The organism is Rhizobium sp. 10N414 (genome assembly GCF_056394785.1).
Map to the genome: position 1 here is coordinate 189,619 of NZ_JBFTIN010000004.1, position 26,030 is coordinate 215,648.

At 59.6% G+C, this 26,030-nt stretch carries 20 protein-coding genes and 1 pseudogene; 4 read left to right on the forward strand and 17 right to left on the reverse strand.

Features of this window, described 5'->3' with window-relative positions; all coding sequences use genetic code 11:
• Positions 1–4: 4 nt before the first annotated feature.
• Positions 5–962, forward strand: a pseudogene (locus AC1DE4_RS07005) (DUF6880 family protein); the annotation flags it as partial.
• Positions 963–1,257: 295 nt separating this feature from the next.
• On the opposite strand, the gene AC1DE4_RS07010 reads toward AC1DE4_RS07005, so the two are convergent.
• On the reverse strand, positions 1,258–2,202 hold the full coding sequence (locus AC1DE4_RS07010; RefSeq protein ID WP_477880740.1) for a glycosyltransferase family 2 protein: 945 nt from the start codon (positions 2,200–2,202) through the stop codon (positions 1,258–1,260).
• A gap of 214 nt (positions 2,203–2,416) precedes the next feature.
• Between AC1DE4_RS07010 and AC1DE4_RS07015 the strand changes: the two genes are divergently transcribed.
• Together AC1DE4_RS07015 and AC1DE4_RS07020 are read left to right on the forward strand one after the other, a co-directional pair.
• Positions 2,417–3,805: a hypothetical protein gene (locus AC1DE4_RS07015; protein ID WP_477880742.1), complete on the forward strand. Its 1,389-nt coding sequence runs from the start codon at positions 2,417–2,419 to the stop codon at positions 3,803–3,805.
• 152 nt (positions 3,806–3,957) lie between these two features.
• Complete coding sequence (locus AC1DE4_RS07020) at positions 3,958–4,284, forward strand: hypothetical protein (RefSeq protein ID WP_477880744.1); 327 nt, start codon at positions 3,958–3,960, stop codon at positions 4,282–4,284.
• A 175-nt stretch (positions 4,285–4,459) separates the two neighbouring features.
• Here AC1DE4_RS07020 and AC1DE4_RS07025 read toward each other — a convergent pair whose 3' ends face one another.
• The 16 genes from AC1DE4_RS07025 to AC1DE4_RS07100 form a co-directional block, all read right to left on the reverse strand.
• Complete coding sequence (locus AC1DE4_RS07025; protein ID WP_477880746.1) at positions 4,460–5,074, reverse strand: phenylacetic acid degradation protein PaaY; 615 nt, start codon at positions 5,072–5,074, stop codon at positions 4,460–4,462.
• Between the two features lie 17 nt (positions 5,075–5,091).
• A complete protein-coding gene (paaZ, locus tag AC1DE4_RS07030; protein WP_477880748.1) occupies positions 5,092–7,149 on the reverse strand; it encodes a phenylacetic acid degradation bifunctional protein PaaZ in 2,058 nt (685 codons plus the stop codon).
• A 16-nt stretch (positions 7,150–7,165) separates the two neighbouring features.
• On the reverse strand, positions 7,166–7,921 hold the full coding sequence (locus tag AC1DE4_RS07035) for a Phenylacetic acid catabolic protein (protein ID WP_477880750.1): 756 nt from the start codon (positions 7,919–7,921) through the stop codon (positions 7,166–7,168).
• Between the two features lie 27 nt (positions 7,922–7,948).
• Complete coding sequence (paaE, locus tag AC1DE4_RS07040) at positions 7,949–9,025, reverse strand: 1,2-phenylacetyl-CoA epoxidase subunit PaaE (protein WP_192305094.1); 1,077 nt, start codon at positions 9,023–9,025, stop codon at positions 7,949–7,951.
• Positions 9,026–9,050: 25 nt separating this feature from the next.
• On the reverse strand, positions 9,051–9,575 hold the full coding sequence (gene paaD / locus AC1DE4_RS07045; RefSeq protein ID WP_025660541.1) for a 1,2-phenylacetyl-CoA epoxidase subunit PaaD: 525 nt from the start codon (positions 9,573–9,575) through the stop codon (positions 9,051–9,053).
• A 15-nt stretch (positions 9,576–9,590) separates the two neighbouring features.
• A complete protein-coding gene (gene paaC / locus AC1DE4_RS07050; RefSeq protein WP_477880752.1) occupies positions 9,591–10,370 on the reverse strand; it encodes a 1,2-phenylacetyl-CoA epoxidase subunit PaaC in 780 nt (259 codons plus the stop codon).
• Positions 10,370–10,654, reverse strand: a complete 285-nt coding sequence (gene paaB / locus AC1DE4_RS07055; protein ID WP_018856780.1) for a 1,2-phenylacetyl-CoA epoxidase subunit PaaB — start codon at positions 10,652–10,654, stop codon at positions 10,370–10,372. The genes paaC and paaB overlap by 1 nt, the downstream gene beginning before the upstream one ends.
• 103 nt (positions 10,655–10,757) lie before the next feature.
• Entirely contained in the window at positions 10,758–11,762 is a 1,005-nt protein-coding gene (gene paaA / locus AC1DE4_RS07060) for a 1,2-phenylacetyl-CoA epoxidase subunit PaaA (protein WP_477880754.1), read from the reverse strand.
• Between the two features lie 25 nt (positions 11,763–11,787).
• Entirely contained in the window at positions 11,788–12,993 is a 1,206-nt protein-coding gene (pcaF, locus tag AC1DE4_RS07065) for a 3-oxoadipyl-CoA thiolase (protein ID WP_477880756.1), read from the reverse strand.
• Between the two features lie 192 nt (positions 12,994–13,185).
• The gene (locus tag AC1DE4_RS07070) at positions 13,186–14,079 is read right to left on the reverse strand and encodes a PaaX family transcriptional regulator C-terminal domain-containing protein (RefSeq protein WP_477880758.1); all 894 of its coding nucleotides are present in this window, start codon (positions 14,077–14,079) and stop codon (positions 13,186–13,188) included.
• Positions 14,080–14,201: 122 nt separating this feature from the next.
• Entirely contained in the window at positions 14,202–15,608 is a 1,407-nt protein-coding gene (locus tag AC1DE4_RS07075; protein WP_477880760.1) for an HlyD family type I secretion periplasmic adaptor subunit, read from the reverse strand.
• The gene (locus AC1DE4_RS07080) at positions 15,605–17,749 is read right to left on the reverse strand and encodes a peptidase domain-containing ABC transporter (protein WP_477880762.1); all 2,145 of its coding nucleotides are present in this window, start codon (positions 17,747–17,749) and stop codon (positions 15,605–15,607) included. The genes AC1DE4_RS07075 and AC1DE4_RS07080 overlap by 4 nt, the downstream gene beginning before the upstream one ends.
• Positions 17,750–17,787: 38 nt before the next feature.
• A complete protein-coding gene (locus AC1DE4_RS07085) occupies positions 17,788–18,096 on the reverse strand; it encodes a hypothetical protein (RefSeq protein ID WP_025660548.1) in 309 nt (102 codons plus the stop codon).
• 26 nt (positions 18,097–18,122) lie between these two features.
• Positions 18,123–19,346 carry a GTP-binding protein gene (locus AC1DE4_RS07090; RefSeq protein WP_477880765.1) on the reverse strand — a complete coding sequence of 408 codons (1,224 nt, stop codon included), beginning with the start codon at positions 19,344–19,346 and terminating at the stop codon, positions 18,123–18,125.
• A 20-nt stretch (positions 19,347–19,366) separates the two neighbouring features.
• Positions 19,367–24,664, reverse strand: coding sequence for a DUF4082 domain-containing protein (locus AC1DE4_RS07095; RefSeq protein WP_477880767.1), 5,298 nt, complete (start codon positions 24,662–24,664; stop codon positions 19,367–19,369).
• A gap of 619 nt (positions 24,665–25,283) precedes the next feature.
• Positions 25,284–25,493: a helix-turn-helix domain-containing protein gene (locus AC1DE4_RS07100; protein ID WP_477880769.1), complete on the reverse strand. Its 210-nt coding sequence runs from the start codon at positions 25,491–25,493 to the stop codon at positions 25,284–25,286.
• Between the two features lie 84 nt (positions 25,494–25,577).
• On the opposite strand from AC1DE4_RS07100, the gene AC1DE4_RS07105 reads away from it, so the two are divergent.
• A partial coding sequence (locus tag AC1DE4_RS07105; RefSeq protein WP_477880771.1) for a LysR family transcriptional regulator occupies positions 25,578–26,030 on the forward strand: 453 nt, incomplete at its 3' end.

A 26,030-nucleotide genomic window follows, 5' to 3' on the forward strand; every position in this document is an offset into this window, starting at 1 on the left:
ACCCATGGCAGCCAAGACGACACTTAATGCGAAGAACCTTGAAGCTCTCGGCGTGCAACGCCTCGCCGAGCTTCTCATGGAAATCAGCACCGGCAGCGCTGCGCACAAGCGTCGGCTTCGTATGGAGCTTGCTGGCAACCATAGCAGCGCCGAAGTTGCCAGGGAGGTTCGCAAGAGGCTTTCCAGCATTGCACGCGCCAAGACCTTCGTTGGTTGGCGAAAGGTGAAGGCGACCAGGACCGACCTGGAGACCCAGCGCAAGTCGATCGTCGAAACCGTCGCGCCCAACGATCCCGCAGGAGCGTTTGAGCTAATCTGGCAGTTTTTTAGCGGTTGCGGATTCTCTATTTCAGCGATCGGACGATGGCAGCGGCTCGTTGATCCAGAGCTTCCATCAAGCCTGCACCGACGCCGGCGCGATCGCCAAGGCGGCGAATATCGATGCCGATGTCCTGGCCGAGAAGATATTCAAGGCAGTTCCAAGCAATGCTTACGGCCAGTTCGACCGGCTGATTGCTGCAATGGTGGCGGCGCTGGCGAATGAAGGATTGGAGCGTCTCAAGGCTCTCTTTGTCGGCTGGTCGAACGAGCCCAAGGAGAAGCCGGCCAAGAAAGATCAGAAGGTCATCGGCTGGAGCAGCGCTGGCCCCATCTACGTGGACGAGGTTTACGGCAATCACCAGGATCTGATCATTCGTATCGCGCTCCATGAAATAGCCGACGCCCAGGGTGATGTGGATGCCAATATTGCGCAGCAGCCGGAAAGGGCACATGGAGCGCCGATGGTCGCGGCTGACATCGCCAACCGTCTGGTCTCGGCGGGACGGGCTGAGGAAGCACTGAAAGCCCTCGAGAAGGTTGATGCGAAAGGCCGGGCGGATGTCCCCTTCGAATGGCAGCTTGCCCGCGCCGAGGCACTGGAAGCGCTGGGGCGCAACGACGAAGCCCAGGCGTTTCGCTGGGGCCGAACTGACCGAACGTGGTGTGATGGTCCATCGAGCCACTATCGGTCGATTTCTCCAACGGCTTGGGCTGAGCAATAAAAAGAAGCCCACGACCTGAGAGCGCAACGCAGAGGGCCGGCGCTCCGCGGGATCAGCGCGATGCCCTAGCTATCTCGATACCAGCCAGTTGGCAGAACGGTGGCTTGAATAGCCCGGCAGTCGCTCGGCCACTGCGGGCGGTCAACTCCTCATAGAGCCCCCCGGCGCGCCACCTCCGCCTCGACGACTGATTGCACCGGGGGAATGGCCTCGTCTAACCGGTGAAGCCGTAATGCCGGCGAACCAGATACGCAGGACGCTGCTTCGATTCCATATAGATGCGACCGATGTATTCGCCCAGGATTCCCAACCCGATCAACTGGAGGCTGCCCATGAACAGAATGGCGACGAGCAGCGAGGCGTATCCGGGCACATCCACGCCATAGATGAGCGTCTTGAAGGTGATGTAGAGCGCGTAGAGCAAGGTGGTCAGCGTCCCGACACTTCCCACCCACGTCATCAGCCTGAGTGGCACGGTGCTGAAACTTGTGATGCCTTCCAGCGCGAAGTTCCAGAGCTTCCAAGCGGAGAACTTGGTCTCGCCTGTCTGGCGCGCAGCGCGCTTGTAGTCGATTACGGCGGTCCTGAATCCGACCCAGGCGAACAAACCCTTCATGAAGCGTTGCCGCTCCGGGAGACGTTTGATCGCAGCCACGACCGCGCGGTCCATCAAGCGGAAATCGCCGACATTCTCGGGAATCTTCGTGTCGGACATCCGGTTGTGAAACCGGTAGAACATTCCTGCGGTCTTCCGCTTCAAGTACGTGTCCATGGTGCGGTCCGCACGCCTCGCCAGCACGACCTCGTAGCCCGCTTCCCATTTTTCGATCATCTTCAAGATGAGTTCTGGAGGATCCTGAAGATCTGCATCGAAAGGAATGGCCGCGTCCCCGTTCGAGAAATCAATGGCGGCGGTCAACGCAGCCTCTTTTCCAAAGTTTCGGGAGAGCTCGATGACCCGAAAGCGATTGTCCTCCTGCGACAGCGCGATCAATTGTTCCAACGTATCGTCCTGGCTCCCGTCATCCACGCAAATGACTTCAAAGTCGTATGCCGGGGCTTTCGCCATGACGTCAGCAATTGCATTCCGAAATCGATTGATACCGTCCGCTTCATTATAGAACGGGACAATGATGGATACGCATTTTTTCCTATTCACAATTCCCTCCAGTTAAACCTCCCACACTCAGATATGCACGGGTCACTGCGTACGCATCACAGCCCGCGGCGCGTTTGTGCTCCTGAAATCACGCGACTCGACAACGCAACCGTACACTTCCATCGATCCGGGCAGAACTGATCTACACTCGTAGCGTTCTGATTCCGGCAAACGGCCGGTCGACAACCATCGAACAAAGCGATACGGAGGACTTATGAAGATCAGAAACAATCGGCCACATTTTATATTTCCTGCATGCTTTTTTGTTCTCATATGGTTGGCGACCTATAGCGTTGCCGTCATGAATGGTGACGATGTAGTTCACTATGCGTCGTCGCTGCAGAGCTCAATGCTTCCGAAATTCAGCGGCGGATGGACTCCAAATAGAGTCGTTGACAACTACGGAAGAAGCATCTTCGCCTCGACATTCAATTTTCTGTTCTTTGCCACGAATGGAGTTGCAAAGGTTAGCTTCTTTAGCTTCTACAAGCTTTTCTCAGCAAGCGTCTTTGCACTCTTCTCCACCGGAGTGCTTGCTTATTTCCTTCGATCATTGCCTCTCGACCCGAGAAACAAGGTTTTTTCATTTGTCTTTTCGCTGATCATTGCAGTTTGCATTTTCAAATTATTACCCTGGAAGAACCAAGTCCATTTTATCTGCTACCAGTTGCCGGCATTCTTGACATTCGTCCTGCTCGGGATGACAGCAGGCATCAAGGATGACGGCGCGAGCATCGAGAAAACCTCGTGCCTGTTGTTGCTGTCCTATGTCTGTTCGTTCTCGCTCGAAGCATTTTCCGCGGCAATTTTCATATTCAACGCAATGCTGCTCGGGTTGCATTTGCACAAGAACGGATGGCAGGCGCCTGCGGTCATGTCGCAGGTCAAAATTGGATCGCGATCGATGATCGTGCTGACCAACATACTCTTCAGCTTGCTTGCTCTTCTCGTCACGATCTTCTTTTCCGAAAGAGCAACGGTGGTGACCGGTGCGGGGCCCAGCGAAGGGTTCACGTTCGGTCCCGCTTCCAAGCTGGCACCGGTTGGGCTGGCACTTTTTCTTATTGGCGGGAGTGCCATTGCATTATGGCGTGGGAGAAAAAAGCTGGAAGATGCCGAGCATCGGAGCAGCGTGCTTTTTTGCATTCAGACAGCTCTGGTCGTGCTCGCGGTGACGTTTCTGATCTCTCTCAAGACACGGGTGAACTATCTGGCGATAACAGAATATCCCTGGGGCGACCTCATGCTGGTAGGGAAAATAGCTGTCCTGTATTTATTTGCACTCGTCGTTTCGCGTGTCGCCTCCAAGCACCGCACAGTTCAACCTATCCTGACGTTACTTCTCGTCGTCTTGTTTTCCAAGTTACAGCACGGCTCATTTCAGGAGATCGAAAAAGGGAATGCGTTTTCACGGCAGGTCGAGGCCGCCTATGCGAGGGCTACGCTGGGCGATAACGCCACGCTCAAGACAGGACTCCAGCTGGACGCAATTCCGATGCAGATCAGACCGCTTCCAACAGCTTCATCGCCGGAGTGGTTCATCAAAGGCTATGAAACGGTGTTCAAGAAATACTATGGGGTGAAGTCGCCGATGTTCGAGTAGATGCCGCTCGGCCGGTGACGGGCCGACTGCTCGCGATGGTCGTGCCGCAGCGCTCGCGCTCCTGTTCAATCGGCCTTTTGCATCTATGGAATACGACTGGTCTGCCCCTGCAAAGTGATCCTTCTTGAAGTCAGTCGAAGAAGGACATTGAAATGGCAGCGAAAAGACACAAGGCGGAAGAGATCGTCACCAAGTTGAGTCAGGTTGACGTGCTGAATGCTCAGGGCAAATCGATGGCGGAAGGCGATCCGCTCGATGTTGCACTAGCAAAGCCTTGTTCGAAGAACAAGGGTCGGCCCCTTGGGTCCTCCTCAAGATCCATTCCCGAGGGCATGGTGTCCGGGTTTGGACAACCGAGCGTTCCGCACTACGATTTGCACCAAGAGGCTCGCAATCAAAATGGCACGGCGAAGGATGCGGCCCCGGCATTTCCGTCGGAGGCTGAGATGAACGTACTCGGCGGGATCCATGCAGTATAACCGCAGTTTCTACAGGGTTATCTCTATCTCAAGTAGCGTTCGCACATCCGGCTGACATAACACACTGAGCGCCAAGTGCATCGCAATGTTTCAGGCTTCTGATTTCCTTGCCTTCGGCTGTGTTGGGGATGTCCTTATCCTGAAAATCCCTCGCCTTTTTGGGAAGCATTCCTGCTCAATCACCGAATTTCAGCCGTTCCAGGACCAATGGATCATATTCGGGTGCCTGGATCCGTCGCCGGTCTTCCTCCGGCTCGCTGAGTGGTTCGGCCGGTTGAAGCTTGTCTCTGGCCTCCAGGGCGAGGCGTTGGTAAACGCCGGTGCCCTGGCGCTTCCAGGCGATTTCCTTTTCACTGAGCTCGCGGATGACCCTGGCCGGCGAGCCGACCGCCAGGCTGTTTGCCGGGATGTCGGCCCCTGCCTTGACGAAAGCCATGGCGGCAACGATCGAATTTTCGCCGATGACAGCCTCGTCCATGACGACCGCATTCATCCCCACCATGGCATTGCGACCGATCCGGCAGCCGTGCAGCACGGCGCCGTGCCCGATGTGGCCTTCCTCGCCGATCACCACCTCGACATTTGGGAAACTGTGCACGACGCAGGTCTCCTGGACGTTCGAACCGCGTTCCATGACGATGCGCCCGAAATCGCCGCGCAGCACGGCGCAAGGCCCGACATAGCAGGCCGCTCCGATGATGACGTCGCCGATCACCACCGCGGCAGGATGGACGAAGGCCGCCCGATGGATAACAGGCACGACGCCATCATAGGAATAGACCATAGCCATCTGATCAGTCCCTTGTCTTAGTCTCTTGTCTTGGCGACCATTGTCAAAACATCGTATTGGGCGACCGTCGCACCGTTCTGATTGGTCACATTGCAGTCCCAGCGCACCTCGCCGTGCTCGGCGCCGATGCGCGGATTGATCTCCTTGCAGGTCAATTTCACCTGCAACGTATCGCCCGGATTGACCGGCGTGAGGAAGCGCAGGTTGTCGACGCCGTAATTGGCGAGAACCGGGCCTGGGGCCGGGTCGACGAAGAGGCCGGCAGCAAATGAGACGATCAGGTAGCCATGGGCAACGCGACCATCGAAGAACGGATTGGCGCGGGCGGCTTCCTCGTCCATATGGGCGTAGAAGGTGTCGCCGGTGAAGTTGGCGAAGTGCTCGATATCCTCAAGCGTGACGGTGCGTGTTCCGGTGACAAGCTGGTCGCCGATCCGCAGTTCGGCGAGCGACTTGCGGAAGGGATGTTCGCCATCCTTGCGGACCTCGGCATCCGCAACCCAGCGGCCGGTGACCGCGGAAAGAAGCGTGGGCGAGCCCTGGACCGCGGTACGCTGCATGTAATGCTTGACCCCACGAAGTCCGCCCAACTCCTCGCCGCCGCCGGCACGTCCCGGGCCGCCGTGCACGAGACCCGGCAGCGGTGAGCCATGGCCGGTCGAGGTCTTGGCGCTGACCCGGTTGCCGATCAGCACGCGGCCGTGGAAGGGCGCCATGCCGAGAACAACCTCTTCGGCAAAACCCGGATCATTGGTGAAGACCGACGATACCAGGCTTCCCTTGCCGCGACGGGCAAGGTCGACAGCCTCCTCGGCGCTGTCATAGGGCATGACCGTGCTGACCGGGCCGAAGGCTTCGACGTCGTGAACAGCCCGGGCGTCCCAGGGTTTGTCGCAGTATAGCAGCACTGGATTGAGGAAGGCTCCGGCCTCAGCGTCTCCGGAGACGACCCGGGGATTGTCCGGATCGCCGGCAACGATCTCTGCATCGGCAAGAAGATCGCGGATGCGGGCGCGGACCTCGTCGCGCTGGGCAAGGCTTGCGAGCGGGCCCATGCGGACGTTTTCATCGGCGGCATTGCCGAGCGCCGTCTTGCCAAGACGATCGCCAAGAGCGGCGACAAGAGCGTCGCAATAGGCGCGGGGTGCGATGACGCGGCGGATGGCCGTGCACTTCTGGCCGGCCTTCGCCGTCATCTCGCGGGAGACTTCCTTGACGAAAAGGTCGAACTCCTCGGTGCCAGGGGCCGCGTCGAGACCGAGGACAGAGGCATTGAGACTGTCGGCCTCCATGGTGAAGCGGACCGAATTCTCGATGATTGCCGGATGCGTCTTCAGCTTGCGGCCGGTCCAGGCCGAACCGGTAAAGGTGACGGCATCCTGTCCGTCGACATGATCAAGAAGATCTCCGACGGAGCCGCAGACAAGTTGCACGGCGCCTTCGGGAAGCAGGCCCGTCTCGACCATGCGGCGCACGACCAGTTCGGTCAGATAGGCCGTCTGGCTCGCCGGCTTGACGATAGCCGGCATGCCGGCAAGCAGGGTCGGCGCCAGCTTCTCCAGCATGCCCCAGACCGGAAAGTTGAAGGCATTGATGTGAATGGCGACGCCCTGCAGCGGCGACAGGATGTGCCGGGCGGCAAACGTGCCGTCGCGTGACAGGCTTTCAACGTCGCCATCGACAAGCACGCGCGTATTCGGCAACTCGCGCCGTCCCTTTGAGGCATAGGACAAGAGAGTGCCAATGCCGCCATCGATATCGATCCAGCTGTCTGCCTTCGTCGCACCGGTGGCCGAGGAAAGGGCGTAGAATTCTTCCTTCCTCTCCATCAGCGCCTGGCCAAGTGCCTTCAGCATGGCGGCACGCTCATGAAACGACATGCGACGCAGGGCCGGGCCAGCCTTCTTGCGGCCGTAGGCCAGAGATGCGGCAAAGTCGACGCCGGTGGAATCGATCAATGCAACCGGTACGCCTGTCGAAGCGTCGAGGAGTTCGGCGCCATCCTTCGTGCCGGGAACCCAGCGGCCATAAACATAGCTTTCGAGGCGGCGCGGCGGGTTTACCAGGACGTTCATCGTCTTATCCTTCCGGTCAGTTCAGATTGCGCGCAGCAAGCTGCGCATCAACGGCCGCCTGCCATTCGGATAGCAGCGTCTCGTTGGGTGTGTGGCGAAGGCCGAAGCGAGCCAGCGTTTCGTAGCGCGCCGAGCCGGAGAGCCCGAAGCTTGCCGCAACGCGCGGGCGCCAGTAGGCGATTGCCTTGCGCGCTGCCGTTGCTCCGTCTTCCGTCTCGGCAATTTTCTTCAGTCCCTCGATGCCGAGTTCGGTGTGATGCGCCTCGCTGGGTAGAATGGCGCGGAACACTTCGGCAAGTGGCTGGTAGGAAACGCGGGCAAGCTCGCGCAGCTGGATGGTGCTTGCGGTACCCATCAGCACGTTCATGACAACCGCGTCGATCCAGCCATGCAGGGGATAGTGGAAGACCGAAAGGCGCATGTCGCCGCCCTGACGCACCCCACCGATATCGGCGTCGCGCTCCAGCCGGGCGTCCCAGGGATGGTGGACGGCGTAACGGCCGGTGTCGGCGCCGAAGCTGCCCATGATCTCGAGGACCCGACCGGCATGGTCGGTCTTTTCAAGCACGATCTTGGCAGACGCGATGCGCTCCTTGATCCCTGGCGCGTCGTTGATCGTGTCGGCAAAGCCGGCTGCACCCGCAAGCTCGCTATCGACGAAACTTGCCATCAGGCGCAAAAGCTCGCCGCGATAGCGTGGGGTCACATTGTCAGGCGACGTCAGCACGCCACCTTTCAGCAGGTATTCCTCGATCGGCATCGTATCGGACATTGGCTAATCCTCCCTCGCTTTCGCGCCTTATTGGTCGTAGCTGACCACGACCCGGTCGCTCAGCGGATAACATTGGCAGGTCAGAACATAGCCCTGGCGCACTTCGTAATCCTCGAGCGCATGGTTGACCTCCATCTCGGTCTCGCCTTCGATCACCTTGGCCCGACACGTGGAACAGACACCTGCCTTGCAGGCGTAGGGCGCGTCCATGTTGTTCTCGAGCGCGGCTTCGAGCAGGGTTTGCCCCTGCTTAGGCATCTTGAAGACACGGGTTGCACCGTCGAGGGTGACGGTTGCCTCGCATGCCGCGTGGCGATCCGCAGAGGCAGCGCTTTCGCTCTTTCGGCGCGCCCGGCCTGGCTGCGAGGACGCAAAGAGCTCGAACTTGATCTGCTCTTCGCGCATTCCGTGGTCGCGAAGGGCCGCCGCGATCGTCAACATCATCGGTTCCGGACCGCAGATGAAAGCGGTGTCGACGGATTTCAGGTCGATCCAGTGCCTGAACAATGCTGCGCACTTTTCGGTATCAATGCGCCCCGTGAAGAGGTCGATATCCTGGGCTTCGCTTTCCAGCACGTGCAGGATGGACAGCCGACCGAGATAGCTATTCTTCAGATCGTCCAGCTCCTCGCGGAACATGATCGAGCTGATCTGCCGGTTTGCGTAGACGAGCGTGAAGCGCGAATGGGGCTCACGCGCCAAGGTGGTCTTGATGATGGAGAGCACCGGCGTGATGCCGCTGCCGGCGGCAAAACCGATGTAGCTCTTGGAAACCTCGGGCTCGATCGCCGTGAAGAACGCGCCCATCGGCGGCATCGCTTCCATCGTGTCGCCAATCTTGAGCTCTTCATTGGCCCAGGTCGAAAAGCAGCCGCCGTCGACCCGCTTGATGCCGACCCTCAAGATACCTTCGTCGCGGCCGGCACAGATCGAGTAGGAGCGGCGCAGTTCCTCGCCATCGAACTGGCGGCGAAATGTCAGATACTGGCCCTGCGTGAAATCGAACGCACCGCGGTCCTCGTCCAGCGGAGCAAGGGTGACGACCACGGCATCGCGCGTCTCGCGCTTGACGTCGGTGACCTGAAGGGAATGGAAACGTGCCATATTGCGGACCTCACTAGGCAAAGGGTCAGATGCACTTGAAATAATCGAATGGTTCCAGGCAGTCGGTGCAGCGATAGCTCGCCTTGCAGGGCGTCGAGCCGAACTGGCTGATCTTTTCTGTGTTTGCCGATCCGCAGCGCGGACAGGCGATCGTCAGATTGGAGCGGCCAGAGAGCCGATCGACACGCTGGCGCAGGATCCCGTCGATCGCGGTGCCATCGACAGGCGGCGCGATGCCATAGGCCTTGAGCTTTTCGCGACCTTCGGCGCTGATCCAGTCCGTCGTCCAGGCCGGCGAAAGCTGGCGTTCCAGCCGCAGCTTTTCGATGCCCTTCTCATGCAGCGCCCGCTCGATATCGAGATTGATGATCGCGGTTGCCGGACAGCCCGAATAGGTCGGCGTTACCGTCACAACCAGCGTGTCGTCATCGAAGGCGACATCCCTGATAATGCCGAGATCGACCAGGGAGATCACCGGAATCTCGGGATCCGGAACCTCTGCAAGCCACTGCCAGACGTCTGATGTCGAAGGCAAAGTTACGGCCGTCATGACCGCCTCCTTCCGTTACCAGGTCGCGCCCGGATAAGCGCGCTGCAGGAATTGCAGATCGGCCAGGATGAAGCCCATATGTTCGGTATGAAGGCCGCGCTTGCCGCCCTTGTGCATGAAGCCATCGGAAGGCTTCTTGAGCGTTGCCTCGGACAGGGCCTCGCCGACAAGCTCATCCCAGGCGGGCTTCAGGCTTTCCGGCTCCGGTGCAATGCCGGCAGCAACAAGCTCCGCGTCCAACGCGTCGCCGATGAAGAGTTCACCGGTATAGGCCCAGAGATCGTCAAGCGCTTCCTGCATGCGCCGATGGCTTTCGGCGGTACCGTCGCCAAGGCGGATGATCAGATCGCGGCTGCGATCGAGGTGATAGGCAACTTCCTTCGTGGCCTTTTCGGCAATCTCGGCAATGCGCTTGTCGGTCGAGCCGCAAAGCGCCTTCAGCATCAGGAAATGCCAGGCGTCGAACAGAAATTGACGCATCAGCGTCTTGCCAAAATCGCCATTCGGACGCTCGACCAGCAGGACGTTGCGGAAGTCGCGCGCATCACGCAGATAGGCAAGATTGTCGGCGCTGCGGCCCCGGCCTTCGACTTCGCCGGCAAGACCGAGCCAGAGTTGTGTCTGGCCGATCAGATCGAGCGCGGTGTTGGAAAGCGCAATGTCTTCCTCGAGCGCCGGTGAATGCCCGCACCATTCGGAAACGCGATGACCGAGGATCAGCGCATTGTCGCCCATGCGTGTCAGAAACTCGAAAAGTGCCGTCTGGCTGACGGCCGTGTTGGAGGCAGCGCTCATCACATATGCCCCACTTCTTCGGGAACGTCGAAGAACGTCGGATGACGATAGACCTTCGAATTCGAAGGATCAAACAGTGGTCCCTTGTCCGAAGGCGCGCTGGCGGTGATGTCGCTCGAGCGTACCACCCAGATGCTCACGCCTTCGTTTCGGCGGGTGTAGACATCACGTGCGTTGTTGACGGCCATTTCGGCGTCGGGCGCATGCAGGCTGCCGACATGCCGGTGATTGAGGCCGTGCTGGCCGCGGATGAAGACTTCCCAAAGAGGCCATTCGCTGGACATGGACATTTCTCCCGTCTTGCGTTTCTCACGGGCCATGGCCCGGAAATCGCGTATTGTTAAGACTTGCGACTGCTTGGAGCGGACGCCGAGGCGTCCGGACGCATCATTCGGCTGCGGTGCGCTGAGCGGCGCGACGCGATGTCATCTTCTCGGCGTGGGCAACGAGACCATCCCGAAACCATGCGCCATCGTTCCATGCCTTCTGCCGGGCGCCGAGGCGTTCGGCGTTGCACGGACCGTTGCCGGCGATGACGGCGAAGAACTCGGTCCAGTCAGGTTCGCCGAAGTCGTAACCGCCCTTTTCCTCGTTCCACTTCAGATCCGGGTCCGGAACCGTCAGGCCGAGATATTCCGCCTGCGGCACTGTCTGGTCGACGAACTTCTGGCGCAGCTCGTCGTTCGAATTCTGCTTGATCTTCCAGGACATGGACTGGGCTGAATGCACGGATGCGTCGTCTGACGGACCAAACATCATCAGCGATGGCCACCACCAGCGGTTCAAGGCGTCCTGGACCATGTCCTTCTGGGCGGGCGTGCCCTTGACCATCTTCATCAGGATGTCGAAGCCCTGGCGCTGATGGAAGCTTTCTTCCTTGCAGATGCGGACCATGGCGCGGGCGTAAGGCCCGTAGGAACAGCGTTGCAGCGGTACCTGGTTCATGATCGCCGCGCCATCGACCAGCCAGCCGATGGCGCCGATGTCGGCCCAGCTCAGCGTCGGGTAGTTGAAGATCGAGGAGTATTTCGCCTTGCCACTGTGCAGCTGCTCGTACATCTCGTCCCGGCTGATGCCGAGCGTTTCGGCCGCGCAGTAGAGGTAAAGCCCATGGCCGGCCTCGTCCTGAACCTTGGCGAGCAGGATCGCCTTGCGCTCGAGCGTCGGGGCACGGGTGATCCAGTTGCCTTCGGGCAGCTGGCCGACGATTTCGGAATGCGCATGCTGGCTGATCTGGCGCATCAGTGTCTTGCGATAGCCTTCCGGCATCCATTCCTTCGGCTCGATCTTCTGACCGGCGTCGATGCGCTCCTGGAAGGCGCGTTCAACCGGATCCATTTCATCGAGCGTCTTGACGCGGGCGCTGTCGGTCTTGACCATCTGTGCGTACATGGTTCGTCTCCTTTGCCTTGGCGCGTCAGACGCGCTCGAGAATGATCGCGATGCCCTGGCCGACGCCGATGCACATGGTGCAAAGCGCATAGCGACCGCCCTGGCGATGCAATTGGTAGGTTGCCGTCGTGACCAGCCGGGCACCGCTCATGCCGAGCGGATGGCCCATCGCGATGGCGCCGCCATTTGGATTGACATGGGGCGCATCATCCGGGAGGTCCAGATCGCGCAACACGGCGAGCGCCTGGGCGGCAAAAGCCTCGTTGAGCTCGATCACATCCATCTGGCCGATCGAAAGACCGGCACGCTCGAGCACCCGCCGCGCGGCCGGTGCCGGGCCGACGCCCATGATGCGCGGTTCGACGCCGGCGGCCGCCATTGCCACGATACGCGCCTTTGGCGTCAGGCCCTGTGCCTTCGCGGCCGCTTCGCTTGCAACGACAAGAGCGGCTGCACCGTCATTGACGCCTGATGCATTGCCGGCGGTAACACTGAGATCAGGGCCATTGACGCCCTTCAATCTGGAAAGCTGGTCGATCGTCGTGCCCGGACGCGGGTGCTCGTCGCGATCGACAATGATGGGGTCGCCCTTCTTTTGCGCGACCTTGACGGCGACCAGTTCGTCCGCGAAGAGGCCAGCCTCCTGAGCAGCCGCCCAGCGGGCCTGGCTGCGGGCCGCGAAAGCGTCCTGGTCGGTGCGGCTGACGCCAAAATCGGCTGCCACATTGTCGGCCGTCTGAGGCATCGAATCGACGCCAAAGCCCGCCTTCATCATCGGATTGACGAAGCGCCAGCCGATCGTCGTGTCGTAGATGGCGTTGGAGCGGGAAAAGGCGCTGTCTGCCTTCGGCATGACGAAAGGCGCCCGGCTCATGCTTTCAACGCCGCCGGCAATCACGAGGTCACAGTCGCCGGCGCGGATTGCTCTTGCTGCCATTCCGACGGCATCCATGCCGGAGCCGCACAGGCGGTTGACGGTTGTTGCGGGGACACTGACCGGCATGCCCGACAACAGCACGGCCATGCGGCCGACATTGCGATTGTCTTCGCCCGCCTGGTTGGCGCAGCCGTAGATCAGATCATCGACCTTGCTCCAGTCGACGTCAGGATTGCGTTCCATCAGCGCAGTGAGGGGGAGGGCGGCCAGATCGTCTGCGCGAACCGTCGCCAGCGCGCCGCCATAGCGACCGATGGGTGTGCGAACGGCATCACAGATGAATGCTTCCGACATGCGCGATTTCCTCCTGCTCTCGCAAAGCCGATCAATTCAGTATTGATTAACCGACCGATCGGTCATGTTATTAGCATGCGATATGTCACAGAGCAATGCATTTTTGTGGAAAGTTTGTGATATTTAATATTCTGCAGGAAAAACCTTAGCACGAAAGCCGCGCCGGCGGCCGAAAAGCTGATCGTAAGATTGCTAGAAAGCCTCGTGGGCCAGCATCTCCAGCCGTAGGACCGTCGCTGCGGTCGAGGCGGACAACGGGCCCGAAGCCGTGACGAAGGTGCGGGCCACGTGGGCATCTGCGGCCGGAGAAAGTTGTCTGTAGGCCCGCGCAAACAGCTGCCGCGCTGCCTTTCCCGGCCAATCGTCGGAGAGTGCGCCTGAGGGCAATCTTGGATCATGCAGATGAACGGCGCGGAAGCGATGCACGAGCAGGAGGCGGATGGTCAGCGCTAGGGAAGGCGAAAAACTGACGGAGGCAGCCGGGCTGAGCAGAGCGCCGAACTGCGCCAGAAAAACCGCATAGGCTTCCGCATGCACTGTCAGATCCCAGTACTCGGAGGCGAATTCTTGCAGGGCCTTTGGATCTTGTGGCGGTTCTGCGCGGAAAACCAGGGAAGGCACTGTCGCGGTCACCGCCCTTGCAGGGCCGACCGCCAGGCGGTCGTTGAGACGCGCGTGGCCAGCGCGCTTCAGCGCCTGCATGGCGTCTTCGACCGCTGGCCCCGTTACATGGACGAACTGCCACCCGCTATCCTCGGGAGCAGAAAACAGCACGCGGGCCGCTGCCGCGAACTCGCTACCGGCGGACCGTGACAGCCGGTAGTAGCTGCGCCGCCCCTCTCTTTCTCCCGTAAGCTGGCCGGCGGCAACGAGCCGGGAGACTGCGGTGCGCACCAGCGTCTCGCTGATGCCAACGTCCGCGCAGGTCTCGATCAGGTTGCCGATCCAGGCAATGCCGCCGCGCGGCTCGACGACGTCACCGTAGATGGTCACGATGAAGCTCGCTGCCTTCAGCGGGCTTTCATCCAGAATGCGTCGTATCAACTCGCTTGCCCGAGCATCTGCCGGATTGGTCGCTGCCGTCACCGATTCCTCCCTGGATGGTGACAGTGCGACTAGCATATTGTCGAGGCCGCTGCATCCCCACGGGACGCGAGGCGCTGAGGCGGAGCCATCAGGCATCCGCCAACAAGGAGACCGCTGACGTATTAGGGTTCTCTGATTGCGCTGTCGAGCCCTCGCAAGATGGGATAGAGGAAGTAGGAGATGACGGTGCGACGCCCCACCATGATCTCGGCTGAAACGGTCATGCCGGGAAGCAGTCGCACGGGCTCCTCCGAACCTTTGAGCCTTGGATCTGCAAGCGGTATGCGTGCCTTGAAGTAAGGCGCTGGCGACTGGGTCGCTGCCTCCTGCTGGGACGGGGTGAAAGCGTCACGGCTCACCGTCCTGACCGCTCCGGACGCGGTGCCGAACTTCTGGAACGGATAGGCGTCGAACTTGATCCGTGCATCCTTGCCCGCCGTGATACGTCCGATGTCACGCGTATTGACGTTGACCTCTGCCTCAAGCGGGACGTTGAGCGGAACAAGCGTCAAGATCGGCTCTGCCTCCCGAACGACGGAGCCGACGGAGCGCGCCGCAAGGTCAAGCACGACGGCATCAGCCGGCGCAGACAGGACCACCATGTCGCGGCGAAGCTCCATCTTCTTCAGTTCTTCGGCGGCAGTGTCGCGTTGGCTGCGCAGGTCGACAAGCTGCTCCATGGCTGCGCGCCTGAAGTCTTCGATAAATGCCTGTCGGTCCGCCTTGAGCTTGGCGAAGGTATGCTCGGCCTCATCGGCCCTGCCCTGGACGGCCGAAAGACTGGTCTCGACGTCAAGGCGGGCGTCACGCGACCCCAGAAGCGTTATCAGGGATCCGCTCTCGCGATTATAAAGCCGCTCCCTGGCGCCCTCGATCTGGGACAGCGTTTCGCGTCGATTGGTGAGGACTGCCTCCTGGTTTCGGCTGGAAGCAATCGTCGCCGCCTGGGCCGCGATCTGCTGATCGTAGTTCTGCAATTGAGCCATGTAATAGGCGCGGCGCTGTCCGAACAGCTGCATCTGAAGCAGCTCGTCGCGCGATCCGCCCGCCGTCTGGGTGTAGTCGGCACCGGCAAGCTCTGCTTCCAGACGCTTCACCTGGGCGTCGAGTGCAACAAATTTTGCCCGCTGCTGATCGGCGTCAGCCTGGCTGAACGTCGCGTCAAGCGTGGCAAGCACCTGGCCCTTCTGCACGATCGCGCCGGCCGCCACATTGATCGTTCGGATGATTGATGTTTCGAGCGGCTGCACGACGATGGTCGGCTCAGTCGTGATCAGTTTGCCCGGAGCAACGACGACCTCGTCAATCGATGACACCGACGCCCAGGTGATGGCCGCTGCAATCAATGCGGTGATGCCGTAGAGCGTCATGCGGGCGACCCTTGGCGGAGCGCGCTCTTCCAGTTCCACGGCATCCGACTGGAACTCCGCAATCGCTGATGGCAGCGAGCGCCTGAGGGCCGGCTGCGTGACCGGGGCGGTCGTTGGAACAGGCAGGTTCTCCCCTGGCTTTTGAGCGCGCGCGTTCATGCTACCTGCCTCATCTGCTGTGACCAAAGGTGACGATATGTCATGCAGCGTGTGACCAGCTGATCATGCCTGCCGATATCGGCGATCTTGCCGCGTTCGACGACGAGAATGGCATCGGCGTCGACCAGCGTGGAGAGCCGGTGAGACACGATGACGACCGTTCTTCCTGCCGCAATCTGGCTGAGGTTCTGACGAATGATCGTCTCGCTGTCAGGGTCGAGCGCGCTGGTGGCCTCGTCGAGAATCAAAAGTTTAGGGTCGGTGATAAGTGCTCTGGCGATTGCCAGACGCTGCTTCTGACCGCCAGACAGGTTCGACGCGTTTTCTTCCAGCATCGTGTCGAAACCCCGCGGAAGCCGCTCGATGAACTCCTCGGCGCCCGCAATGCGTGCCGCTTCCATGATTTCCTCGATGCTTGCATCGGGTTTTGCTGCCGCGATGTTTTCGCGAACGGTTCCGCGGAAGAGGAAGTTGTCCTGCAGCACGACGCCTGTACTCGTCCTCAGATGCACGAGGTCGATCTCGCGGCTGTCATAGCCGTCCATCCGCACAATGCCCTGCTGGTTCTGATAGAGACCCTGGATCAGCCTGGTGATCGTCGTCTTGCCCGAACCGCTCTTGCCAACGACACCGAAGACGGAGCCGGCGGGAATGCTGAAGGAGACGTTGTCGAGCGCCGGCGGGCCGTCCGGCCCGTAGCGGAACGTCACCTTGTCGAATTCGATGTTGCCTCGAAGGCGCGGGCGGATACCACGACCCCGACCGGCCTGTTCCGGGCGCTGGTTCATGATCTCGCCGAGCATACGCACCGAAAGTGCAACTTCCTGGTACTCGTGTACCATCGTCACGATCTGGACAAGCGGGCCAGAGACGCGACCAGCCAGCATGTTGAATGCAACCAGCGCACCAATCGTCATCGCGCCATTGAAGACATCGAGCGCGCCAAGCCCGATGATGGCGACACTCATCAGCTTCTCGAGAAGTCCGGTCATCGATTGAGCAGCCGTTGAGATCTTCTCGACACGGAACCGGACGGAGATCGATTGCGCCGAATAGTCGTCCCAGGCGCGTCGCTGGCGGGGTTCAAGCGCCAGCGACTTGACGGTGCGCATGCCGTGGACGGTTTCGACGAGCAAGGCCTGTCGGTCGCCTTCGGCCTTGTAGAGTGCCTGAAGGCGGCGCTGGAAGGGGCCGACAAGGAGCATGACCACGAGGCCGACAAGGGCTGCAAAGCCGATGACGACGAGCGTCAGCTTCACGCTGTAGAGAAGCAGGATCGGAATGAAGACCAGCAGCGAGACGCCGTCGAGAAGTGTCAGAAACAGGCGGCCGGTCAGAAACTCGCGGATCCTGCCGGTCTGCTGCATGTGCTTGACAAGGACACCTGCCGATGCCTGCTCGAACAAGGCAATGGGAAGATTGAGCAGATGGCCGAAGGTGCGCGTCGCAATGCGGATATCGATCCTGTTCGTGGCATAGAGCAACAGGTATCGGCGCAGGAAACTGAAGGCCGCATCGAAGACAAGCGCAATGGCGATGCCGATCGTCAGGACCGTCAGCGTTGCGTAGCTTTGATGGACGAGCACCTTGTCGATGACGAGCTGGAAGAAGATCGGCGTCATCAGGCCAAGGCCGTAAAGAACGATGGCGGCAAGGGCGACATCGCGGAAGAAACTGCGCTGCTTGATGATCTCAGGAATGAACCAGCGGAAGCCGAAGGGCTGGTCGGCATCATTGATGCCGAAGTTCCGCTTCATCATCACCACAGATCCGCACCAGGACCTGATGAACTGCTCCTGGTTCAGGAGAATGAAGTCAGGGCGCTCGGCGAGCGGGTCGAGAACCCTGATCTTTGCCTCTTCCTCACCCATGGCGGGGCCGGCAATGACGACCCAGTTGCCGTTGTCGAGTTCTGCCAGAACCGGGAAGGCTTCGCCCAACTGGAGCAGCGATGTCCAGGAGAGCTTGATCTGCCTTGCGCGCAGTCCGGCATCCTTGGCCATGCGCAGCAACTGCCGGATTTCGACCRGGCGTTCGTCGACTGCATAGTCGTGCTGCAGGCGCTCGGGCGACAGATCGACGCCGTGATGGCGTGCAACGAGAGCAAGGCAGTGTAGATTGGTGTGCAAAAAAGTACTCATGGCCCACCCGGGTGTCTGGGTTGAAGAAGTGGCGTTGGTCAGTTGAAGTTCGGCGATGCGTTTGCCGAGCTACCCGACGGCTGGATGATTTCGGCCTTCGGGCTTGATGGCAGATCGTTGATCCGGCGCACCGCACCGGCTTCGACCAATCCAACAAGGGCCTTCTGCATCAGATCGACTGCATTCGCGAAAGCGTCGACCGGCATGATGATGCGCTGACGGAAGACCGGCTTCGGGTTGTTGTTCTGATCGCGCTCTGTGGCCGACAGCGACATCAGATCGATGCGCACGATGGTGCCGGTGACAGTGATTTCGCCAATTCCGTCTGCATAGAGTTCATTGCTCATTGTCGTCTCCTCGTTTTGATGCGTGGTCATGGATGGTGATGCTGTGCCTGTTGCCAGGCCGGGAACGGATCCGTCAGATGTCTGCCGAGATCCGGGTCGAAGCTTGCTTCGTCTCCGATCAGGCAGTCGTCGAGCGCTGCGCTGATCGCCTTTTGATCAAAGCCCGCGCCGATGAAAACGAGTTCCTGGCGGCGGTCGCCCCACACGGCGTCCCAATACCGATCGAGCAACTGACGGAACTGCGGGTAGCGTGGCCAGTGCGCCCTGGATACGCTCGCCCACCAGAAGCCCTTGGTGTCCATCCGCCGCTGTGTGCCGGCAATCGAAAGAAGTCCGATTTCGCTCGGCCGTGTTGCCAGCCAGAAGTGCCCCTTGGCGCGAATGAGGCCCGGCCATTGCTGCGCGAGAAAGCGATCGAGTGCTGCCGGGTCAAAGGGGCGGCGTGCGCGATAGACGAAGCTCGTAATCCCGTATTCTTCGGTTTCCGGAACGTGATCGCCCCAGCCATAGAGCTCCTTGTGCCAGTACGGGTGCCGGGAGGACTTCGCCTCGCTGAAAAGCCCGGTATCGAGAATGGTGGAAAGCGGCAGGTGACCGAAGTCCGTCTCGATGACACGCGCATCGGGATTGAGCGCGGCAACGACCTGGCGCACCATCGCGCGTGTTTCCGCACTGACCTCCGAAACCTTGTTGATCACGACGACATCGGCAAATTCGATCTGCTCTACCAGAAGGTCGACGAGTGTCCGTTCGTCGTCCGCGTCGCGGCTTTCGCCACGATCACTCAGGAAGTCTGCGCTCGAATAATCGGCAAGAAGGTTGGCCGCATCGACGACGGAAACCATCGTATCGAGCCTGGCAACGTCGCAAAGCGCGCTGCCGTTTTCGTCACGGAAGGAGAATGTGGCGGCGATCGGCAGAGGTTCGGCAATCCCGGTCCCCTCGATCAGCAGGTAGTCGAAGCGATCGTCGGCGGCAAGCCGGCGCACTTCGCTCAGGAGGTCGTCACGCAACGTGCAACAGATGCAACCGTTGGTGAGTTCGACCAGCGTCTCATCGGTTCGCGACAGGTTGGCTCCGCCATCACGAACGAGCTCGGCATCGATGTTGATCTCGCTCATGTCGTTGACGATAACGGCAACCCGGCGTCCTTCCCGGTTACGCAATACATGGTTGAGGATGGTTGTCTTTCCCGCGCCGAGGAAACCCGCCAAAACCGTTACTGGGAGGCGCTTGTCGCCACCTGTCATTGATACTCCCCCACTCGCTGTTACGCTGCGAGCTGCTGCCTGAACGCCACGTCCACATAGTAGTTGGTGCTGTTGAATGAGCTCGTCGGGAACAACCCGCTGGAGCCATATGCATAGAGGCCGTTGCCACCGCTCAGCGCCGACGACATGGCCTGCAGATTGCCGTTGGTCGTGGTGTCACTGAAGTAGTTGCCCGTCGCCGAATAATTGCCGTTCGTGCTGTAGGAGACGACGTATGTCGTATCCGCATCGATTGCGACCTGCTGCGAAAGATTGACAGACTGCCAACCGCTTGCGCTCTCGTTGGTGAAGGTCGCGCTCGCCAGCAACGTGCCGCTTGCCGTCCAGAGATAGCCCGTGTGGGGTCCGGTATTGTCCTCACTCTTGTAGAAGCGAATACCGGTGATCCAGCCCGCTGCATCCGACTGGAACTTCATGCCGAGATTGACAGGGCTGTTGTCGTTGACTGAGATGATCGCAGGTGTCGTGCCGGGTGCAAAGACGTTCTGCTCGCTGCCCTGATTGGTCACGTTGAGCGAGACATTGGCCGTTGACGTCGCTCCTTGAGTATCTTGGACCGTGTAGTCAAAGCTTGCTGCACCGGTATAGCCGGCCAGCGGAGTGAAGGTGATCGCGCCGGATTGGTTGTCGAAAACGACCGTACCGTTGATCGCGTTGCCAACGCTTGCAACCGAGATCTGGTCGCCATCGGGATCGTTGTCATTGGCGAGCAGGCTTGATGCCTGGATGACAACAGGCGTTCCGACACTCGTCGAAATTCCATTGTCGTTGACGGCAACAGGCACAGCATTTTGCGACGACTGCTGATAAAGGACGTCCACCCAGTAGTTGGCCGAATTGTAGCTCGCGGTCGGGAACAGGCTTCCGTTCCCGTATGCGTAGACGCCATTTCCACCGCTCGTCGAACTGGACGGCGCAGTCAATACTCCGTTCGTATGGCTCGTCGTGAAGTAGTTTGGCGTTGCTGCATAGAAGCCGTTCGAATGATAGCTTGCGACATAGGTCACACCGGCAGAAATGGTCACCGGCTGCGAGAAGGTCACAGTTTGCCAGCCGCTTGCCGTTTCGTTGGTAAACGTCGCCGTTGCGAGAAGTTGACCGGTACTGCTCCACAGTGAACCGACGTGGGTACCGACGTCCTGAGCGCTCTTGTAGTAGCGTAGGCCGGTGATTTCACCGCGCTCGGATGCCACAAACTTGACGCCCAGTTCGACAGATGAAGGATCGTTGTCGGCGGCAATGCTTGGTGCATCGGAGCTGCTGAACAGACCCGCGCCGGTGGCCTGGGCTCCGACATTGAGAGAGACGGTCGCAGACGATGTTCCGCCACGACCATCAGAAATGGTGTAGCTGAAGCTTGCAGCACCGACATAGCCGGTCGTTGGCGTAAAGATGGCGGAGTTGGTTTGGCTATCAAACGTTACCGTGCCATTCGTCGCGCCATTTGCCCCCGTCACCGTCAAGGCATCGCCGTCAGGATCTGTGTCATTGGCAAGCAGACTTGCCGCGGCGATTGAAAGGGCTGTGTTGGAATAGGTCGTGAACCCGTTATCGTTGGCTGCAACTGGCGCGTTGTTGACCGTCGATTGGTTGAAGACGACATCCACCCAGTAGTTCGATGCCTGGTAGCTGGAGGTTGGGAACGTCGTGTTCGTTCCAAGGGAGTAGACGCCGTTGCCGCCGCTGCCTGCGCTCGACAAGCCGGTCAGCGCACCATTGGTATGATCAGTCGAGAAATAGTTGGTGGTTGCGACATAGCTGCCCGTCGTATGATAGGAAGCAACATAGGTCGTTCCGGCAGTAATCTGGATTGGCGAGGAGAACTTGGCTGTCTGCCAACCACTCAGGGACTCATTTGTGAATGTGACCGTGGCGATCAGCGTCCCGTCAGCAGTCCATATTGAACCGGTATGGGCGCCAGTATCGCCAGCGGCCTTGTAGAAGCGAATGCCAGTGAGCGTGCCGCTCGCCGAGGCGGCAAACTTCATGCCCAGTTCGATTGGAGCATTGTCGTTGTAGCTGGTATTGCCCGGACCTTCGCCGGCCTGGAACAGTGATTGGCCGACCGGTCCGTCCTCGACGGTCAGGCTGACATCGCCCTGATCAGTGCCGCCGCGGCCATCGGACAGCGTGTAGCTGAAGCTTGCCGGCCCTGTGTAGTTCGCATTGGGAGTGAAGATGACCGTGCCGTTCTGGCTATTCAGGGAAACCGTTCCGTTCAAGGCATTGCCAACGGCCGAGATGGTAAGCGCGTCACCGTTCGGATCGACATCGTTGGCGACGAGGGAAGCAATGGAAATCGTCAGTGTGCCATTGCGTGAGATCGAAAGGCCGCTGTCGTCGGTGGCAACGGGCACGCTGTTCGGCCCAGCATCGAAGACGACATCGACCCAATAGTTTGCCCCGCCAGAGTTGTTGCCGGGGAAGGTACTGGTGGAACCATATGTATAAACACCACCACCGTCGACCGCCTTCAGCGCGCCGTTGCTGTAGGTCGATCCCGTGGTGAAATAGTTCTCGGTGACAGAATAGAAGCCGTTGCTATGGTAGGAGGCGATATATGTCGTTCCAGCCGAGATATGAATCGGCGAGGAAAACATGACGGTTTGCCAGCCCGAGAGAGATTCGCCTGTCGATACGCCGGTTGCAAGCAGCGTTCCAGTGCTGGTCCAGAGACTGACCACATGTTCGCCGGTGTTATAAAAGCCCTTGTAGAATCGTATCCCTTCGATGGAGCCGCCCGTCGTGGACTGAAAGCGGACCCCGAGTTCGACGCCGTCGCGATCAATCGCAGTTTCCATCGCGGGTTTGGAGGCCAACGTCCAGAGGCTGTTTGTGTCCGGCAGGATGATGCTGACCTGCTTGCCAGCCGACGGTGTTTCCAGGTTGACACTGTCGTCCACGGCGCGTGACATGATCGTGTAGGTGCCGCTGGCCTGGACAACCCAGTTGTAGCTCCAGTTCTCGCGGCCGGTTGCCTTGAACCAATGCTGTCCGCCGTCGGTTGAGACTTCGATCCCGGCGATGATGCCTCCGCCGAAATCCTGGGCCGTTCCTGTTATGGTGACATGCTGCCCTTCGACGAAACTGGCACCGATGATTGGCGAAGTAATCGTCGATGTCGGCTTGATGTTGTCAGTGGATTGCGTGGCGAGGATAAGGCTTGCATCCAGCGTGGTTGGCTGGATCCCCATGTCTGCAAACATGTTGACCATGGCCTGCTGGACGTTGGGGTCGGTTGGTGTCTCTGCGCCCTCGTGTTGATCGTTCAGTCCCCACGACCAGAAGACGGTACCTGCGCCGAACACCAAAGCTCCGCTTTCGGCTCTGTACATCGTCAGGCTGTGGTTTACGACGGCATCGCCAACGCTAGTTCCATAGTCCCGGAGGTAGGTGTTCACTGCCACAGTGGAGAGCGAGAGGTTGATCAGCCCGTCCGGTCGGAACCCATTTTCGACGTCGGAATCCCATTCGTAGCCGAGCAGATTTTGTACGAGATTGTATGTTTCTCCGGGCTGCAGATTGGCAACATCGGTATTGCGCCAGAAGCGCAGGTTCGAATAGTCGTAAGGGATTGAAATGGTATCTGCGCGATAGCTGTCGACCGTGAACATGGTTCCGGTCAGCGAGTTTTCCGGTTCCTGACCAGGGTCGGCATAGCGTGGATCGCGCCAGGTGCCGGTGCCAATGTTGCTCGGATCGGTGCTGGTTCCCCAGGTCTCCTTGTAACAGACCATCGTCCGGTATGCCTGGCCATTGCCGTCAATGCTGCTTTCCCAACGCACCTTCCAATAGCACTCGTTGCCGCTCCAGAATGCAAGGTTGACGCCACTATCGCGTGCAGCCTCGACGTTGGCGCGCTGCTCGGCAGACCAGTATTCGTCATGACCGACCGACAGATAGGCCTGGTGGTTGAGCAGCAGGTTGCCATTTCGGGCAGCATCGACCCCCGTCACGTATGATACGTCGTAGCCGTTCTGCTCCAGCCATTGAATTGCTGAATGCTCGGCGCCGAAAATGTAGTCCCAGGTTCCGCCAACCGGGCTGGTATTGGTGATGATCGGCCGGTTGTAGCTGATCGCCGATGCACGCCCAATTGCGGTCAGGCCGCAACTGCAGTTTGGAGGCAGGTAACCGATCATGTCTGCTGGGTCGACGGGAACCTCTCCGTAGTAGAGGCTTGCTCCACCCCAGGCATTGTAGGCTTGCCAGGTCGTATCGGAGGTCTGGAAGAGAATGTCACTCGTCGAGGCGTCATCACGTACGACAAATGGAATGATGCTCGCGTCCTCGACGCCATCTTCACGGACCAGTTTGGCAATATAGACGCCGGAGACGGCGTCCGCTGGGATCTCCCAGCTTGCCGAGACCGACCAGTTGCCGCAGTCGATCAGACCGAGAGACATGTCGACGATCGGATGTGGCTGGATTTGCGCGGTCGTCAGCGACTTGTCGATCGACGCGACTTTGCGCGCGCCGTCTCCGCCGTAGTAACCGAGACGATAAATATCGATGCGGTAGTGGGTCGAATCCGTCGCTATCTTGAAGTCGACGGTCTGGCCGATATTGGAGCTGATTTCGGTTGCGAAGCCCTGAATGGTCCCGCCGCCGTCGCCATCAACGCCCCACTCACTTCTTGGGTTGCCCTGTTTCATGTTTTCGAGGGCGATCTTATTGAGCGTAGGAGCCGCGGCCACTGCAGCTGTGACGGCCAAAATCGTCGTCGTCGAAGCTGTTACGGCGAGGGTCGCCGGCGCATCCGAAGTCGCCGTTGCTGACGCAGATGACGTATCCTCAGCCGTTCCCACACTTGCGACCGAGAACCTCAGAACCGGAACACTCGACGTATCGCTCGCGTCCGAGACCGGAAGCACAACGTCAGGAGCAGCTGACAGAGCCGGCTCCAGCGACGTCGTGGTGATTGAAGTGGAAGGATCTGGTGGCAGCACGGTGCGTGGTTTGATCGTCTGCGGGTCGGGGGTGCCTTCGGTCGGCGTTGTGGCGGTGGTGAGCGCCAAGCTCGCTCCGCCGGTCGCGTCGACTGTGGAGGAGGCGCCTGAAGCCGGTGACGTTTGCGCCGCGCCTGGATCATTGGTCAAGGGAGACGCAGTGGTCGTCCCCGTGAGCGAGGTCACAGAGCCGACGGTGCTTAAATCGGCAACTGCGCTATCGCTGGCTGACGAACCAACTGTTGCGGTCACGAAAAGAGCGCTGCCGGTTGCTGTTGCGCTGTAAACATTCAACGAACCGCCATATCCGCTCAAATAGTCGCGGTCCTTGATGTTGATCCTCAGCATGACGAACGCCCTCACATTGCACTGCGACACATATTCAGGGAATTATCCTGTCACGTTTGCGGCGAGAGAGAACGACAGTAATCTGCGGTAAGTAGTATCGTAGGGCATACCCCGATAGGATTATCGATAAGCTATTGAACGGATTTTATTTAAGTTGGCTCTGTTCCACTGAAAGTAATACTTAAAGCAGTCAGCTCGAGTGAAGACTCCTTCGGGCGGACGCAGTTCGGTCCTGTGAGTTCCATAGGATCGGCAACCGTGCGGATACAAAGTTGCTTGCCGAGCGTGATGGTTCCGCATTTCGTCCGCTTAAGGTGGGGAGGCGTACGTCAGGAAACCTGCCTTTTAGCGCTGACCGATGGCGCCGACGTCCGACATACCTTCGTCTCCAACGTGCCTACCAATGACCTGGCGCGGCCGTCTCAACGCTGCAACGAAGACGCCGTGCCGGCTCATTCCCCTGCAGGGCCAGCATGTTCCTCGTCGAACGGTTGGAGGGACGGTGCGCGGTGAACGAACTATCCGGTCGCCGCGGATTTATGAGCTATGACGATAGTGGAGCCGTCGCGCGTCCGCTGAAATGAAAAGATCACATTGCCGCTTTGATTTGTGTAGATGTCTAATCGGGAGAAACAAGGTCAACGTGGCTCACGCCAAGTGCCTGGGCCAATTCGTAAAGGGTAACGACAGTGGGATTGCGTTTTCCGCGCTCTAGCCCACTGAGATATTGTTGGCTGTAGCCTGATCGCGTCTCAATATCCTCCTGCGTCAGGCCTTTCTCCCGACGTAGGCGAGCAAAGTTGCGACCGACCAATTTACGCATGTCCATGCGTGAAAGATCGCAATTTGCACACTATAAGTTTATCAACTATAGTATGTAAATTGACGACCATATGCAGGAAACGACGCGAACATGGAACTACGCCAACTCTCCTATTTCAAAGCGGTGGCCGAGGAACTGCACTTCGGCCGTGCGGCAGCCAGGATGCGTATTGCCCAGCCGGCCCTCAGCAATCATGTGATGTCGCTGGAAAGGGAGCTTGGCTGTCCGCTGTTCATCCGCTCGACCAGAAGGGTGGAACTGACCAGGGCGGGGGAGACTTTTTACGATCGCTGTGTGCGGATCCTGAGCGACATCGACCTGACCACCGAACTGACCCGGGCAGCCGGCGGCAGTCGCATCCGCCAGATCAGGATCGGCAGCATCTACCCGGCCACCATGGGCATGCTGCCRACCTTCCTTGCCAAGATCGCCCGCAAGTATCCCGATGTCCGCATCCAYATCGCGTCTGGCAATACCGGCGAGATCATCCGCGGCCTGGAGACCGGCCAGCTCAATTTAGGCTTCATCCGCCCGGTGGAAAAC

Bases quoted from the DNA above. Each gene is read 5' to 3' on its own strand.
- AC1DE4_RS07095 (WP_477880767.1), bottom strand. From the start codon at position 24,664: ATGCTGAGGATCAACATCAAGGACCGCGACTATTTGAGCGGATATGGC.
- paaE (WP_192305094.1), bottom strand. From the start codon at position 9,025: ATGGCACGTTTCCATTCCCTTCAGGTCACCGACGTCAAGCGCGAGACG.
- AC1DE4_RS07100 (WP_477880769.1), bottom strand. From the start codon at position 25,493: ATGGACATGCGTAAATTGGTCGGTCGCAACTTTGCTCGCCTACGTCGG.
- AC1DE4_RS07090 (WP_477880765.1), bottom strand. From the start codon at position 19,346: ATGACAGGTGGCGACAAGCGCCTCCCAGTAACGGTTTTGGCGGGTTTC.
- AC1DE4_RS07025 (WP_477880746.1), bottom strand. From the start codon at position 5,074: ATGGCTATGGTCTATTCCTATGATGGCGTCGTGCCTGTTATCCATCGG.
- paaD (WP_025660541.1), bottom strand. From the start codon at position 9,575: ATGACGGCCGTAACTTTGCCTTCGACATCAGACGTCTGGCAGTGGCTT.
- paaB (WP_018856780.1), bottom strand. From the start codon at position 10,654: ATGTCCAGCGAATGGCCTCTTTGGGAAGTCTTCATCCGCGGCCAGCAC.
- paaA (WP_477880754.1), bottom strand. From the start codon at position 11,762: ATGTACGCACAGATGGTCAAGACCGACAGCGCCCGCGTCAAGACGCTC.
- AC1DE4_RS07085 (WP_025660548.1), bottom strand. From the start codon at position 18,096: ATGAGCAATGAACTCTATGCAGACGGAATTGGCGAAATCACTGTCACC.
- AC1DE4_RS07035 (WP_477880750.1), bottom strand. From the start codon at position 7,921: ATGTCCGATACGATGCCGATCGAGGAATACCTGCTGAAAGGTGGCGTG.
- paaZ (WP_477880748.1), bottom strand. From the start codon at position 7,149: ATGAACGTCCTGGTAAACCCGCCGCGCCGCCTCGAAAGCTATGTTTAT.
- pcaF (WP_477880756.1), bottom strand. From the start codon at position 12,993: ATGTCGGAAGCATTCATCTGTGATGCCGTTCGCACACCCATCGGTCGC.
- AC1DE4_RS07020 (WP_477880744.1), top strand. From the start codon at position 3,958: ATGGCAGCGAAAAGACACAAGGCGGAAGAGATCGTCACCAAGTTGAGT.
- paaC (WP_477880752.1), bottom strand. From the start codon at position 10,370: ATGAGCGCTGCCTCCAACACGGCCGTCAGCCAGACGGCACTTTTCGAG.
- AC1DE4_RS07075 (WP_477880760.1), bottom strand. From the start codon at position 15,608: ATGAACGCGCGCGCTCAAAAGCCAGGGGAGAACCTGCCTGTTCCAACG.
- AC1DE4_RS07015 (WP_477880742.1), top strand. From the start codon at position 2,417: ATGAAGATCAGAAACAATCGGCCACATTTTATATTTCCTGCATGCTTT.